This is a genomic window from Cupriavidus sp. CPT47-8839-RL05A (assembly GCF_058792255.1).
In genome coordinates this window covers 189,949-205,098 of the sequence record NZ_JBYTEG010000002.1, presented here as the reverse complement: position 1 = coordinate 205,098, position 15,150 = coordinate 189,949, and the positions used below count along the sequence as shown (strand labels likewise).

The window sequence follows — 15,150 nt, the reverse complement described above, 5'->3', positions numbered from 1 at the left end:
GTCCACGAGGTGCCCAAGCGCGGGACCACCTCAACGCGCCAATGGTACAGCGAGCAGGAATCGGACGGCTGACTCTGGCACCCGCCTGCCCGCAGGCGCCACCTCATCGCGGCCCCGGAATCGTTGTCATAGCCAGGCGGGGTGCTGCCGAGAACCTCACGCTAAGGTATGCTGCCGCCTTCGGATCGATTCTCTCCAGAGGGGCATATGCGGCGCGTCGTGTTCAATCAGAAGGGTGGGGTCGGAAAATCGACCATTGTATGCAATCTCGCGGCGATCAGCGCCAGCGAGGGCTTGCGCACCCTGGTCATTGACCTGGATGCACAAGGCAACTCCACCCAGTACCTGCTTGGCGCGCAAGCCGCGGAGGCAAGTCCGACCGCGGCGAATTTTTTCGAGACCTCCCTGACCTACAACTTCAGGCCGGTGGAATTTACGTCCTTTATCCACCCGACGCCGTTCGAGAACCTCGATGTGATGCCCGCGCATCCTGACCTGGATTCCCTCCACGGCAAGCTCGAATCGCGCTACAAGATCTACAAGCTACGCGACGCCCTGCTCGAGCTGGAGGCAGTCTATGACGCCATTTACATCGACACGCCACCGGCCCTGAATTTCTATACCCGCTCGGCACTGATCGCCGTGGAGCGCTGCCTGATCCCGTTCGATTGCGATGACTTCTCGCGCCGTGCCCTCTACACGCTGCTCGATAACGTGAAGGAAATCCAGCAGGACCACAACGACGGGCTGCAGGTCGAGGGGATCGTGATCAACCAGTTCCAGCCGCGAGCGAGCTTGCCGCAGAAACTGGTCGACGAACTGGTAAGCGAGGGCCTGCCAGTACTTGAATCGCGGCTGTCTGCATCGGTGAAGATCCGCGAATCGCACCAGCATGCCACCCCCATGATCCATCTGGATCCGCGCCACAAGCTGGCGCAGGAATACGTGGCGTTGCACCGCGAGCTGGCTGGCTGAAGAGTCGCCAAGACGCGCTGAAATCGGTTTCCCCACGCAATGGCACTGCCGGCGTGAGCCAGCGACATGCGCGCCCAGGCTATGCGGACATTGAACGACGGAATGCCTGATCCGGCACTCCCGGGCGCCGGCGTGGCAGTGGCGCGCTGATCGCTTGCCGGGGGCCTTGTTCTGCGCCACAGTTGTCCTACCGCACCAGGCTGGAGACTGTGATGGGAAACCGGCTCGCCTCAGAAACGTCACCCTACCTCCGACAACACGCAGAGAATCCGGTCGACTGGTATCCCTGGTGCGAAGAGGCCTTTCTCCGCGCCCGCGACGACGACAAACCGGTTCTGCTTTCCGTCGGCTACGCCGCATGCCATTGGTGCCATGTCATGGCGCACGAATCGTTCGAGAATCCCCGGATCGCCGGCCTGATGAACGAGCGCTTCATCAGCATCAAGGTCGATCGGCAGGAGCGTCCCGACCTCGACGACATTTACCAGAAGGTCCCGCAGATGATGGGACAGGGCGGCGGCTGGCCGCTCACGGTGTTCCTGACGCCGCAAGCAGAACCATTCTTCGGTGGCACCTACTTTCCGCCGGATGATCGCTACGGTCGCCCAGGGTTCGAGCGTGTGCTGCTGAGCCTGAGCGAAGCCTGGAGGCATCGCCGCCAGGAGCTGAGCAAAACTGTCGAGCAGTTTCGGCAGGGGTTCCGACAGCTAGACGAAGCGGACCCGGGCCGTGCCGCCACCGAGGTCGAGGACCTGCCCGCGCAAGCAGCCCGCGCCATGGCACGGAATACGGACCCGACCCATGGCGGGTTGGGCGGAGCGCCGAAGTTTCCCAACGCAAGCGCCTACGACCTCGTGTTGCGCATCCATCAACGTACCGGTGAACCCACCTTGCTTGAAGCGCTGGAGCGCACGCTCGACGGCATGGCGGCCGGTGGCATCCATGACCAGCTCGGCGGTGGGTTCGCCCGCTACAGCGTCGACGAACGCTGGGCGGTGCCCCACTTCGAAAAGATGCTTTACGACAACGGCCAGCTCGTCGCGCTGTACGCCAACGCCTACAGGCTGAGCGGCAAGCAAGCCTGGCGCCGTGTATTCGAGGGAACCATCGCGTACATCCTGCGCGACATGACGCACCCCGATGGCAGCTTCTATGCCGGCGAAGATGCCGACAGCGAAGGCGAGGAAGGCCGCTTCTATGTCTGGACACCGGCCGAGGTGAAGGCGGTGCTGGGCGAATCCGAGGGCGCCCTCGCGTGTCGCGCCTACGGCGTGACCGACAGCGGGAACTTTGAAGCCGGCAGATCGGTGCTCCACCGGGCGGTCACGCTGACTCCCCAGGAGGAGGCGCGACTCGAACGCTGGCGCGAGCGGCTATTTGCAGCACGTGCCCAACGCGTGCGCCCCAGCCGCGACGACAACATCCTCGCCGGCTGGAACGGTCTGATGATCCAGGGACTTTGTGCGGCTTACCAGGCGACCGGCAACGGAGCACACCTCGCCGCCGCAAGGCGTGCCGCCAGCTTTATCCAGGACCAACTCACCATGCCGGACGGCGGCTTGTACCGGTCCTGGAAGGACGGCACAGCCAGGGTGCCGGGGTTCCTTGAAGACTATGCCTTCCTGGCCAACGCTCTGCTTGACCTCTACGAGTCCTGCTTCGACAAGCGATACCTCGATCGCGCGGTCGAACTCGTGGCGCTTATCCTCGACAAGTTCTGGGACGACGGACTGTACTTTACGCCCCATGATGGCGAGCCATTGGTGCACAGGCCCCGGGCGCCGTACGACAGCGCCTGGCCGTCCGGCATGTCAGCCAGCGTCTTTGCCTGCTTGCGCTTGCATGAACTGACCGGCCAGGATCGCTACCACGAGCTTGCCGAGCACGAATTCCAGCACTACCGGACTGCCGCCACCGCGGCCCCGGCCGGCTTCGTGCACCTCCTGGCCGCCAGGGATTTCGCACAGCGCGGCCCGTTCGGGATCATTCTTGCCGGCGATAAGGCGGCTGCCGCCGCGCTTGTCGAGAGCGTTCACCGCACGTACCTCCCGGCACGCGTCCTCGCATTTGCCGAAGACGTTCCAGTCGGCCAGGGGCGGCACCCGGTCAACGGCCTGCCGGCGGCCTACGTGTGCCGGCATCGCACCTGTGCTGCACCGGTAACCAGCGGCCAGGCGCTCCTTGAGCGCTGCGTGGGGTAACTGTCGCGATGCTGCAGAGAGCGGCCGCCAGCAGCGTCCCGTCAAGACTCGGAATTTAGGAAGCACGACATTGCTGCAGCGGGCACCCAGCGTAATGGCCGATCGAAAACATCGTTCGCCACCAGCGGCGAAGGGTGGCCTCTTTACAGAGCTGTCCTTCCTCTTGATTTTAAGGATTTTCTACACCAGCGCCCACGCGATAAAGGAAGCCGACCAGGCAACCGCCACGGCAGACGGAAGCCTGCGCGATGCTCTCAAAAAGAACGCAGGACGTGCTGGGCACGCAATCCGCAGTCGCATCAATGAAGTCAGCAACCAAGGAATGGCGGGCTGCTCTCCATGCAGGGAACGCATAGGGGTCATCGGCCTTGTCGATGGATGGCGGGGCAAGCCTCCGGGCTTACCCGGAGACGCGCCAACTGCTATTTCGCGGTGCGGAATACTCCGCCGCTTTCCTTGACGATGCCGCGACGCCTATGCAAAAGTCGGTGAAAACGAACGATCGTGCGGGAATACTCCCGACACCTCGTCACCGGGTCGCAACGCCGCCGTCCACGCCGACGCGGCCAAGTGCCCCGGCTTGCCGGGCGGCCAGCGTGCCGCATCGCACAGGAGACAACCATGCAGTACCTGCAACACGCATCTGCACACCCGCACCGTGACCGCCACGGCGCGCCCTGGGCCAGGCCATCCCGCCCGCGCATCACCGCGCGCGAGCCGGCGCTGCCGCCCGCCTGAGTTCCACCCCCGACTTCCTGACCGTGGCCGCGCCTGGCGCCGCCGCGACGGAACACGCACGGCCTTTGCCGCTGCGTGCCTGGTTTCCCGAACCGCACGAGGTACCCCTGTGGCATTGTTCCTTCAACAGTTCCTGAACGGCCTGACGCTGGGAGGCGTCTACAGCCTGGTGGCACTTGGCCTGACGCTGGTCTATGGCATCCTGCACGTGCCCAACTTCGCGCATGGCGCCTTCTACATGGCTGGCGCCTATGTGTCGTACTTCCTGATGACATCGCTGGGCGTGAACTACTGGCTGGCGATGCTGGGCGCGGCGCTGGTGGTGGCCGTATTGTCGATGGCTGCCGACCGGCTGGTGTTCCACCCGCTGCGCAACTCGCCCGAGCTGCACGACATGATCGCCGCGATCGGCATCCTGCTGTTCCTGGAAGCCGGCGCGCAGGCGCTGTGGGGCGCGGACTTCCACCGCATGCCCACGCCCTATGGCCAGATCGTCGACGTGTTCGGGCTGACCGCACCGCTGCAGCGCCTGCTGATCATCGGCGCCGCCTTTGCGCTGATGGTGATGCTGCACCTGTTCCTGACGCGCACCATGACCGGCGCCACCATCATGGCCATGGCGCAGAACCGCGAAGGCGCCGCGCTGGTCGGCATCGACGCCACCCGCGTGACCCTGCTGGTGTTTGCCATCTCCGGCGCGCTGGCCGCAATCGCGGCCACGCTCTACGCCCCGATCAACCTGGTCTACCCCAGCATGGGCAACCTGGTGATCACCAAGGCCTTCGTCATCATCATCCTGGGCGGCATGGGCAGCATCCCCGGCGCCATCGTCGGCGGGCTGATCATCGGCATGGCCGAGAGCTTCGGCGGCTTCTACGTTTCCACCGACTACAAGGACATCATCGCCTTCGTGCTGCTGGTGGTGATCCTGTCGATCCGGCCGCAGGGCCTGTTTGCCGGCAAGACGGCCTGAGGAGCACAACACAATGAAAGCACTGCAAGGAAAAACCGGCTGGACGCTGCTGCTGGCGCTGGCCATCGCCTTCCCGCTGATCACGCCCAACAGCTACTACCTGACCGTGATGACGCTGGCCTTCATCTATGCCATCGCCACGCTCGGGCTGAACCTGATCACCGGCTACACCGGCCAGCTCAACCTGGCCCATGGCGGCTTCATGGCCATCGGCGCCTATACGCTGGGCATCCTGACGGTGGACCACCAGGTGCCGTTCTGGCTGGCCTTCGTGCTGGCCGGCGTGATCTGCATGGTGCTGGGCTATGTGATCGGCGTGGTGTCGCTGCGCCTGAAGGGCCATTACTTCTCGATCTTCACCATGTGCGTGGGCTACATCATCTACCTGCTGATCGAGAAGTGGGAAAGCCTGACGCATGGCACGGTGGGCCTGATCGGCATCCCGGTGCCGGCGGCGATCGGGCCGCTCAGCTTTGACAGCGTGCAGGCGCAGTACTACCTGGTGCTGTTCTTCCTGGCGGCCGGCACCTTCCTGATGCACCGCATCGTCACCTCGCTGCTGGGCCGCAGTTTCATGGCGGTGCGCAACAGCGACGCCCTGGCCGAGGCGCTGGGCATCAACCTGATGCGCACCAAGGTGCTGTCGTTCGTGCTGTCGGTGGGCTACGCCGGCTTTGCCGGTGCGCTGTACGCCGGGCAGGTGCGCTTCCTGGGACCGGACATCGCGCGCACCGACCTGACCTTCGACATGGTGATGTCGATGCTGGTGGGCGGCATCGGCACCATCTTCGGGCCGCTGCTGGGCGCGGTGCTGGTGCCGTGGATCACGCAGTCGCTGCAGTTCATGCAGGACTACCGCATGCTGGTGTTCGGCCCGGTGCTGATCCTGCTGATCATCTTCGTGCCGGACGGCATCGTGGGTTCCTGGCTGAAGAAGCAGGCACGCAAGGCCGCGGCCGAACGGCGCGGCAAGCTGGCGGCGCAGCCCGCTGCACAACCCGCCACCGCTGTCCCGACCACCCGCGCCGGAGCCGACCATGCTTGAGATCCGCAACCTGACCAAGAAATTCGGCGGCCTGACCGCGGTGCACGATGTCTCGGTGACCCTCGAACAAGGCCATATCAACGCCATCATCGGCCCCAACGGCGCCGGCAAGACCACCTTCTTCAACCTGGTGGCTGGCACGCATGCGCCCAGCTCCGGCCAGATCCTGTTCAAGGGCCAGGACGTGGCCGGCCTGCGCGCCGACCAGATCGCGCGCCTGGGCGTGGCCCGCACCTTCCAGGCAACGGCGCTGTTCGACCGCGCCACGGTGCTCGACAACCTGATCGTCGGCCACCGCCTGCGCATCCACTCGGGCCTGCGCGACGTGCTGTTCAACACGCGCCGCCTGCGTGAAGAAGAGCGCCTGTGCCGCGACAAGGCCGAAGCCGCGCTGGACTTCGTCGGCCTGTCGCACCTGGCGCACGAGGTCGCCGCCGATATCACGCAAGAGGCGCGCAAGCGCGTGGCCTTTGCGCTGGCGCTGGCGACCGACCCGGAACTGCTGCTGCTCGACGAACCTGCCGGCGGCGTGAACCCGGAAGAGACCGTGGGCCTGGCCGAGCTGATCCGCAAGATGGTGCGCCATGGCAAGACCGTCTGCCTGATCGAACACAAGATGGACATGATCATGCGCCTGGCAGACAAGATCATGGTGCTGAACTACGGCGAGAAGATCGCCGAAGGCACGCCCGCGCAGATCCAGCAGGATCCGCATGTCATCGAGGCCTACCTGGGAGCCGACCATGTTGCAGCTTGAACGCGTCTCGCTGTCGTACGGCAGCTTCCGCGCCCTCGACAACATCACCCTGCACGCCAGCGCCGGCGAACTGGTGGTGCTGCTGGGCGCCAACGGTGCCGGCAAGAGCTCGATCTTCCTGGCGATGAGCGCGATCCACCGCATCAGCGGCGGCAGCATGCGCTTCGACGGGCACGAGCTGTCGGGCATGAAGCCATCGCAGATCGTGCAGGCCGGGCTGGTGCATTGCCCGGAGGGCCGCAAGCTGTTCCCGGCGATGAGCGTGGAGAAGAACCTGGTGCTCGGTGCGTATGTGCATCGGCGCGACGGCGCGGGCATCCGCAAGACGCTGGAAGAAGTCTATGAACTGTTCCCGATCCTGCGGCAGAAGAAGGACGACCCGGCCGGCTCGCTGTCCGGCGGGCAGCAGCAGATGGTGGCGCTGGGCCGCGCACTGATGAGCCGCCCGCGCGCGCTGCTGCTCGACGAACCGTCGCTGGGCCTGGCACCGCTGGTGGTCAAGCAGATGTTCGAGATCATCCAGCGCATCAACCGCGCCGGCACCACCGTGCTGCTGGCCGAGCAGAACGCCTACGCGGCGCTGGGGATCGCCCACCGCGCCTATGTGATCGAGAGCGGGCGCATCGTCATGGAAGGGGACCGGGATACGTTGCTGAAGGATGAGGGGATTCGGAAGGCGTATATCGGGGGGTAGCACCGGAATCACCGACTGTGTGCCCCCTCTCCCGCTTGCGGGAGAGGGGAGCAAGCCGAGCGGTCGTCAACGGATAGCAGACATAACAAGCGCAGTACTTTCAGGAGACAACACATGCAACACAACATCATGCGCCGTATCTTCCCGCTGGCCGCCACTGCAATGGCCGCCATGCTCGCCTCTGGCACCGCGCTGGCACAGGAAGTGGTCAAGATCGGCTATACCGGCCCGCTGTCCGGCGGTGCCGCGCTGTATGGCAAGAACGTGCTGTCGGGCGTGCAGATGGCGGTGGACGAGATCAATGCGTCCGGCCTGGAAGTCAAGGGCAAGAAGGTCAAGCTGGAGGTGGTGGCGCTGGATGATAAGTACTCGCCCGCCGAGGCCGCCATCAACGGCCGCCGCCTGGTGCAGCAGCACAAGACCCCGGCGGTGTTCGTCCCGCATTCGGGCGGCATCTTCGCCCTGCAGGCCTTCAATGAGCAGGAGAAGTTCCTGGTGATGGCCTACTCCAGCGTGCCGCGCATCACCGACGCCGGCAACAAGCTGACCATCCGCATCCCGCCCGCGTACACCGGCTATATCGAGCCCTTCGTCAAGGCGCAGATGAAGCGCTACGGCAAGAACGTTGCGCTGGCCCCGGCCGACCACGACTACGCCAAGGCCTGGGTGCAGGCCTTCGTGCCGGCGTGGGAATCGGCCGGCGGCAAGGTGGTGGCCAACAACCCGATGTCATACACCAAGGCCACCGACTTCTACAGCGGCGTGTCGCGCGCGATGAGCGAGAAGCCGGACGTGATGTTCGTCGGCGGCCCGTCGGAGCCGACCGCACTGGTGGTCAAGCAGGCGCGCGAGCTGGGCTTCAAGGGCGGCTTTATCGTGATGGACCAGGCCAAGATGGATGAAATGGCCAAGGTCACCAACGGCCTGGGCATGCTGGAGGGCTCCATCGGCGTGCTGCCGCTGGTCAATGACAGCCGCCCCGCCGCGCAGAACTTCAACGCCAAGTACAAGAAGCTGCATGACGGGCGCGATGCCACCACCGAGATGTCGCTGAACTACACCATGGTGTACGCGCTGGCCGGTGCGATGAAGCTGGCCGGCACCACCAGCGACGCGGCCGCGATCCGGGCGAAAATGCCCGACGCGGTCAAGGGCCTGGCCAAGGAGGTCAACCCCAACGAAGTCGACGGCATCGACGCCAAGGGCGGGTCGATGGCCGACACCATCGTCGGCTGGGTGCAGAACGGCAAGATCTCGCAGGTCCGGTTGTCGGAACTGGCGAAGTAAGCCAGGCCGCGGCGCCGCGCGCGGCACCGCGCAAGAACAAACCCCGGCAGGCCGCGAGGCCTGCCGGGGTTTTTGCCTTCCGCGCTCCGTCAAGCGGGCCGTGCTACTGCCGGCGATCGCCGTCGCGCCCGTTGCGCGCCTCCATCTGGCCGCGCTCTTGCTGGGCGCGCTGTTGCTGTTGCTGTTGCTGTTGCTGCTGCTGTTGCTGCTGGCGCTGCTGCTCCATCTGCTGCCGCTGGCGCTCCTGCATCTGCCGTTGCTGGTCCTGCTGGTGCCGCTGCTGCTCCTGCATCGCACGCTGCTGCTCCTGCGCGGCACGTTGCTGCTCCTGCATGTGACGCTGCTGCTGTTCCGCCTGCTGGCGCTGCATGGCCTGCTGCCGTTGCTGCTCCTGCACCTGGCGTTGCTGCTCCTGCATCTGCCGCTGCTGTGCCATCTGCTGGCGCTGGGCCGCCTCGGCCTGCCGCTGCTGCGCCTCCTGCATTTGCCGCTGCTGCTCGAAACGCTGGCGCTGCATCTCCTGGCCCTGCCGCTGCTGCTCGGCCATCTGGCGCTGGCGCTCCACCTGCTGGCGCTGCTGGTCGGCGGCCTGGCGTTGCTGGGCTTCGGACTGGCGCTGCTGCTCCATCTGCTGGCGCTGGATGTCCTGCGCCTGGCGTTGCCGCGATTCCTGCATCTGCCGTTGCTGCTGGGCTTCGGACTGGCGCTGCTGCTCCATCTGCTGGCGCTGGGCGTCTTGCGCCTGGCGCTGCCGCGACTCCTGCATCTGACGTTGCTGCTGGCCTTCCTGCATCTGGCGCTGTTGCTGGGCTTCCTGCATCTGCCGTTGCTGCTCGAAGCGCTGCCGCTGCATTTCCTGCGATTGCCGCGCCGGATCGGGACGGTCCTGTCCATCCGCCCACTGGCGCTGCTGCATGCGCTGCTGATCCTGCTGGCGTTGCTGGTCGCGGGCCTGGTCCTGCCACTGCCGTTGCTGGGCGTCGCGTTGCCGCGCCTCCTCCTGCTGTTGCCGCTGCAGATCAGGCCCCTGCCGCTGCTGCTCGCGCAGCGCGCGCTGCTGTTCCCGCTGCTGTTCCATCTGCTGGCGCTGCAAAGCCTGCTGCTGTTCGCGCTGCATGCCCTGCGCCTGCCGTTGCGGGTCGGCCGGTCCGCCCGGCTGGCCAGGCTGGCCAACAAAGCCGCGGGCTTCGTCGGGCCGGCTGCTCTGGCCGCGGCCGTTGCCGCGCCAGGGTTCGCCCGGGGCGTTCGAATAGTTGCGATCGCCGCGATCGCCACGCGCGGGACCATCGGCATCGCCGCGGCCGGCGCGCGGCTGCGGAGATGCCTGGTCGCGCGCGGCGATGGCTGCCTGGCTCATGCGCACATCGGGCGCGCGCTGCACCTCGCGCCCGGGCCGCCGTTCATTGCCGCCACGCCAGGCCGGGCCGGCGCCGGGCACCACCCCGCCCTCGCGCGCGAAGCGGCGGGCCAGGTCGTCCGTGGCGGGCCGCCCCGGCGGGCGGGCGGCGATGGCCTGGCGCTCGAAGCCAGGGCGGGCCTGCGGCGGCAGCGGCCGCATCGGGGCCGATCCCACCAGGCTGCCCTTGACCGGTGCCACCGGCGGCGCCCCCCTGGCCTCGCCTGCCGGCAGGTTGCGCCATTCGTCGCGATGCATGCCGCGCACCGGGCGGCCTTCGACGAAATTGCGTGCGGGCATGCCGGTGATGGCGCCGGGCACGTTGCGGTTGGCGTAAGGCGGCGGCCGGCGGTCGCCCATCACGATGTTGTTGACGGTGACGCGGTTGATGCGGGCGACATAGGTCGGGCTGGCGCGATAGACCGGCCGGTACGCGTCGCGCGGCCCCAGCGGATACCAGGCCACGCCCGGCCCGCTGCCAATGCGCACGCTCCAGTTCGGCCCGCTGGCGCCGACGAAGGCCACCACCGCGGGGGCGTAGCACGGGCGCACGCGCGGGCCCGGCACCCAGCCCCAGCGCGAGCCCACATAGGCCCAGCGGCCGTAGTGCGAGGGCGCGAAGCCCCAGGGCGCGTCATCGATCCAGGTCCAGCCCCACGGCGCGATCCAGGCCCAGTGCCCGACGCTGTAGGGCGCCCAGCCGGCGCTGACCACGCGCGGGAACCAGACCGCGCCGTAGCCGGGGTCTTCCTGCCAGTCGCCGTAGCCGTCCAGCGCGGCGTAGCCCGGCATCTCGCGCGGCACATAGCGGGCGGACTGCGAGGCGTCTTCGCGCGCGTCGCGGGCCGCGGTCCAGCGGTCGAAGGCGTCTTCCGGCGCGCCGCCGCCACCGGCGTCGGCCAGGTCGGTGCCGGCAAAGCGCATGCGGTCGCCGCGCTGCAGCTCGATCGAGCGGCTGTCACCGTAGACCACGGCGCTGCCGTGGCGCATGGTCACGGTGGTGGTGCTGCCGTCAGGCGCCACGTCCAGCCGGTAGTCGCCCGGCTCGCGCGGCACGAAGGCCAGGTTGGGGGTGTCGACCTCGACCGTCTGGCCCGGCGGCAGCGCGCGCACGCGCAGCTGCAGCGTGCCCTGGGTCAGCTTGACCTGCGTGGCGCTGTCGTCCAGGTTCAGGATGCTGGCCGCGGTGGCGCCGCCCAGCCGGACCGCCACCGTGCCGGCATGCAGCTCGGCACGGCCGCCGTAGTCCAGCCAGAGCCGGTCGCCGGTGGTGAAGGGCCGGTTCAGGCCTGCGGCAGCCCAGTCATCCGAGCCTGCCGGCGCAAAGCTGAGGTTGCCGTCGACGGCGGTCAGCGTGGCAATGCGCGAGGAAGGATCGGCTTGCTGGTACTGGCCGTCAGTCGCCGGCGCATCAAGATAGGCCTCGCCGGGGGGGCCGGCCGGCACCTGGGCCAGTGCAGCAGCCGCCACCGCCAGGCCGGCGGCGGCGGCCAGGGCCGTCAGCGCCAGCCTGCCACGGAATTGGCCACGAGCAGGGGGGACAGATTGGGAAGGATCGAACATGGAAGTCAGGACCAGGACAAAACGCATAACGCACCGGAGCGGCCGGCCGATGTCAGCGGCAACCCTAATGTCACCATACATTGCCCCGGAAGCCGCGGCACGCCCGGCGCGGCAGACTTTGTAAGTTCGTATTTCGCCATGCGGCCATGCCGCGCAGGCAGGACCGCTATCCCAGGCAGGCTGCGGGCGGGCGGGGGGTCAGCGGGTGCCCGGGACGGGCAGGCTCGCCGTCAAAGGTGGAAACAACTTCCCTGACAGGGCGGGGGGCAAAACGGGGGCGGAAGCGGCTCAGCGGCCGGACTGCTGGCGCAGCATTTCGGTCAGGCGCTCGGCCGGCATCGGGCGGCCGTACAGGTAGCCCTGCGCCTCATGACAGCCGTTGGCCAGCAGGAAGTCGCGCTGCTCGGGCGTTTCCACGCCTTCGGCGACCACGCCAATGTGCAGGCTTGCGCCCACGTTGATCACCGAGCGCACGATTGCGGCATCGACCGGGTCTTCGGTCACGTTGCGGATAAAGGACTGGTCGATCTTGAGCCGGTCCACCGGGAACGACTTCAGGAAGCTGAGCGAGGCATAGCCGGTGCCGAAGTCATCGCAGGTCAGCGTCACGCCGTCGCGGCGCAGCGCCTGCAGCTGGTCCGCGACCTCGTCGCCCTGCTGCAGCGCGATGGTTTCGGTGATCTCGATCTCCAGGCAGTCCGGGGCCAGTTCCAGCGCGCGCAGCACGTGGCGCACCTCGGTCAGCAGCCGGCTTTCGGACAGCTGGGCCGCGAACAGGTTGATCGCCACCCGCGGCGGCTGGGGAAAGGCCAGCGACCACGCGCGCGCCTGGGCGCAGGCGGTCTGCAGCAGCCACATGCCGACATCGCTGGCGATGCTGCTGCCGGCCAGGGCGTCGATGAAGGCGGCCGGCGCCAGCAGCCCGCGGGTCGGATGGCGCCAGCGCATCAGCGCCTCGGCACCGTGCACGCGGCCGTCGCGCAGGTCGACCTGCGGCTGGTACAGCAGCTCGAACTGGCGCTGGGCATAGGCTTCGTGCAATGCCTGCACCAGCGACAGCCGCGTGGTCACGTCCGAGCGCATCTGCGGCTTGAAGAAGCGGATGGTGCGGCCGCCGTCGTGCTTGGCGCGGGCCAGCGCCAGGCTGGCCGCGGCCAGCACGTCTGACCCCTGTTCGCCGGCGGCGGGGATCACGCAGGCGCCGATGCTGGCCAGCACATGGTGGCGGCCACCCGCGTTCTCATGCGGGGAGGACAGCATCGAGAGGATCGCCGCACCGACATGGCGCACCAGCGTGGGATCGGCAATGGAGGGGAGCAGCACACCGAACTCGTCGCTGCCAATGCGGCCGATGGCGGCGTCGCGCGGCGAGGCGTCGCGCAGGCGGCGGGCCACGCGCTGCAGGATCAGGTCGCCTTCGGCATGCCCGTGCATGTCGTTGAAGGCGCGGAAATCGTCAATGCCGATCAACAGCAAAGCACAGCGGGGCACCGCCTCGCTCTGCAGGCGTGCCTCCAGCCGCTTCAGAAATCCCTGGCGATTGTCAACGCCGGTCAGCGGATCGAGATCCGAGCCTGGCGAGGCGCCAGTCGCCTTCGCCCCCGACTTGGCCACCATCCCTGCCCCATCTGTAATTGTCGACATTGTTACCCGCTAGCAATTTAGCAAGTGTGACGAAAACTTGGAAAAAATCAAGCAGTTCCGATTGTGGCGGGAATGGCTATGCGCCCGCGCAACGGCGCCGCATTGCGCGTTGAATCGGCTCCCGGCTTACAGTACCCTACCGCGCATCGAGGCCGCCCGCCGCCGCCGCGCTGCCCCTTGCTACCCCGAGAGGCGCCCCTGAGGCGGCTTTGCGGGGAATGGCCGCTCCTGAACAAGAACATCACCGGGACCACACCGTGAACGAATGGACCATCCGCACGCGCATCCTGGCAAGCTTCTCGCTGATCCTGCTTGTCATGGCACTGATGGGCGTTGTCTCCTACACCCGCCTGAGCGCCATTGAGCGCGAAACCACGCTGATGCTGAAGGACGCGCTGCCCGGACTGAACCACAGCACCGGCATCCGCGGCATCTGGGGCGAGCGGTACGTGCTGGCGTGGCAGACCATCAATGCCGCCGACGAGGCCGAGCGGCGCAGTTTCCAGCAACAGGGCCAGGACGCGGCAAGCCGGCTCGACAAGGTCGAGCAGCAGTACGAGACCTCGATCACGCGCGACGAAGACCGCGCCGCCTTCAGGGCCTATCGGGACGTGCGCGCGCGCTACGAACAGGCCGCCCAGGCGCTGTCCCGCCAGGGCGAGTGGAACGGCGCCGCAGCCGCGGCAGCGCTGCGCGGCGAAGCGCATGACCGCTGGGTCGAGGCGCGCAAGGCGGCCCAGCACCTGGTGGACGACAACAGCGCGGTCAATGCGCGGGCGGCGCGCGGCATCGACGACGCCGTCAATGCGGCCAAGATCGGCATCGAAGCGGCACTGATCGTGGCCCTGGTGGTCGCCATCGTCTGCGGCTACCTGCTGCTGCGCGCGATCACGGTGCCGATGCAGTCGATCGTCAGCCTGCTGTCCGGCATCCGCGGCGGCGACCTGCGCCTGCGCATGGCGCTGCGCCGCAAGGACGAATTCCAGGAAGTGGAGGCAGGTTTCAACCAGATGACGGGCGAGCTGACCTCGCTGGTGGGCCAGGCCCAGCGTACCGCGATCCAGGTCACCACCTCGGTCAACGAGATCGCCGCGACGGCGCGCCAGCAGCAGGCCACCGCCACCGAAACCGCCGCCACCACGACCCAGATCGGCGCGACCTCGCGCGAGATCTCGGCCACCGCGCGCGACCTGGTGCGCACCATCCATGAAGTCTCCAGCGCCGCCGAGCAGGCGGCCGGGCTGGCCGGCACCGGCCAGGTCGGGCTGTCGCGCATGGAAGGCACCATGCAGCATGTGATGGACGCCGCCGGCTCGGTCAATGCCAAGCTGGCCACGCTCAACGAAAAGGCCGGCAATATCAACCAGGTCGTGACCACCATCGCCAAGGTGGCCGACCAGACCAACCTGCTGTCGCTGAACGCCGCGATCGAGGCCGAGAAGGCCGGCGAATACGGCCGCGGCTTTGCCGTGGTGGCGACCGAGATCCGCCGCCTGGCCGACCAGACCGCGGTGGCCACCTACGATATCGAGCAGATGGTGCGCGAGATCCAGTCGGCGGTGTCGGCGGGCGTGATGGGCATGGACAAGTTCTCGGAGGAAGTGCGCCGCGGCATGTCCGAGGTCACGCAGGTGGGCGACCAGCTGTCGCAGATCATCGCGCAGGTGCAGTCGCTGGCGCCGCGCGTGCTGATGGTCAATGAAGGCATGCAGGCCCAGGCCGGCGGCGCCGAGCAGATCAACCAGGCGCTGATGCAGCTGTCCGAGGCCGCGCAGCAGACCGTGGAGTCGCTGCGCCAGTCGAGCCAGGCGATCGACGAACTGACGCTGGTGGCCAACGACCTGCGCAGCGGCGTCTCGCGCTTCAAGGTCTAGGGC

The 15,150-nt window shown here is 67.4% G+C and carries 10 protein-coding genes; 8 read left to right on the top strand and 2 right to left on the bottom strand.

Annotation, left to right across the window (positions count from 1 at the left end):
* Positions 1–207 precede the first annotated feature (207 nt).
* From AC3WVS_RS03005 to AC3WVS_RS02975, 7 genes are all read left to right on the top strand, one after another.
* Entirely contained in the window at positions 208–975 is a 768-nt protein-coding gene (locus AC3WVS_RS03005; RefSeq protein WP_492317437.1) for a ParA family protein, read from the top strand.
* Positions 976–1,187: 212 nt separating this feature from the next.
* Positions 1,188–3,176, top strand: a complete 1,989-nt coding sequence (locus tag AC3WVS_RS03000; protein ID WP_492317318.1) for a thioredoxin domain-containing protein — start codon at positions 1,188–1,190, stop codon at positions 3,174–3,176.
* Between the two features lie 847 nt (positions 3,177–4,023).
* Positions 4,024–4,887, top strand: coding sequence for a branched-chain amino acid ABC transporter permease (locus tag AC3WVS_RS02995; RefSeq protein WP_492317317.1), 864 nt, complete (start codon positions 4,024–4,026; stop codon positions 4,885–4,887).
* Positions 4,888–4,900: 13 nt separating this feature from the next.
* Positions 4,901–5,932, top strand: coding sequence for a branched-chain amino acid ABC transporter permease (locus AC3WVS_RS02990; RefSeq protein ID WP_492317316.1), 1,032 nt, complete (start codon positions 4,901–4,903; stop codon positions 5,930–5,932).
* The gene (locus tag AC3WVS_RS02985) at positions 5,925–6,689 is read left to right on the top strand and encodes an ABC transporter ATP-binding protein (protein ID WP_492317315.1); all 765 of its coding nucleotides are present in this window, start codon (positions 5,925–5,927) and stop codon (positions 6,687–6,689) included. The genes AC3WVS_RS02990 and AC3WVS_RS02985 overlap by 8 nt, the downstream gene beginning before the upstream one ends.
* The gene (locus AC3WVS_RS02980) at positions 6,676–7,383 is read left to right on the top strand and encodes an ABC transporter ATP-binding protein (protein ID WP_492317314.1); all 708 of its coding nucleotides are present in this window, start codon (positions 6,676–6,678) and stop codon (positions 7,381–7,383) included. The genes AC3WVS_RS02985 and AC3WVS_RS02980 overlap by 14 nt, the downstream gene beginning before the upstream one ends.
* 114 nt (positions 7,384–7,497) lie before the next feature.
* Positions 7,498–8,670 carry an ABC transporter substrate-binding protein gene (locus tag AC3WVS_RS02975; protein WP_035824303.1) on the top strand — a complete coding sequence of 391 codons (1,173 nt, stop codon included), beginning with the start codon at positions 7,498–7,500 and terminating at the stop codon, positions 8,668–8,670.
* A 103-nt stretch (positions 8,671–8,773) separates the two neighbouring features.
* Here AC3WVS_RS02975 and AC3WVS_RS02970 read toward each other — a convergent pair whose 3' ends face one another.
* Complete coding sequence (locus AC3WVS_RS02970) at positions 8,774–11,629, bottom strand: DUF6600 domain-containing protein (protein WP_492317313.1); 2,856 nt, start codon at positions 11,627–11,629, stop codon at positions 8,774–8,776.
* 288 nt (positions 11,630–11,917) lie between these two features.
* Positions 11,918–13,246, bottom strand: a complete 1,329-nt coding sequence (locus AC3WVS_RS02965; RefSeq protein ID WP_011617609.1) for a putative bifunctional diguanylate cyclase/phosphodiesterase — start codon at positions 13,244–13,246, stop codon at positions 11,918–11,920.
* Positions 13,247–13,491: 245 nt separating this feature from the next.
* Here AC3WVS_RS02965 and AC3WVS_RS02960 point away from each other — a divergent pair, with 245 nt between their 5' ends.
* On the top strand, positions 13,492–15,147 hold the full coding sequence (locus AC3WVS_RS02960) for a methyl-accepting chemotaxis protein (protein ID WP_492317312.1): 1,656 nt from the start codon (positions 13,492–13,494) through the stop codon (positions 15,145–15,147).
* The last annotated feature ends 3 nt before the right edge of the window (positions 15,148–15,150 follow it).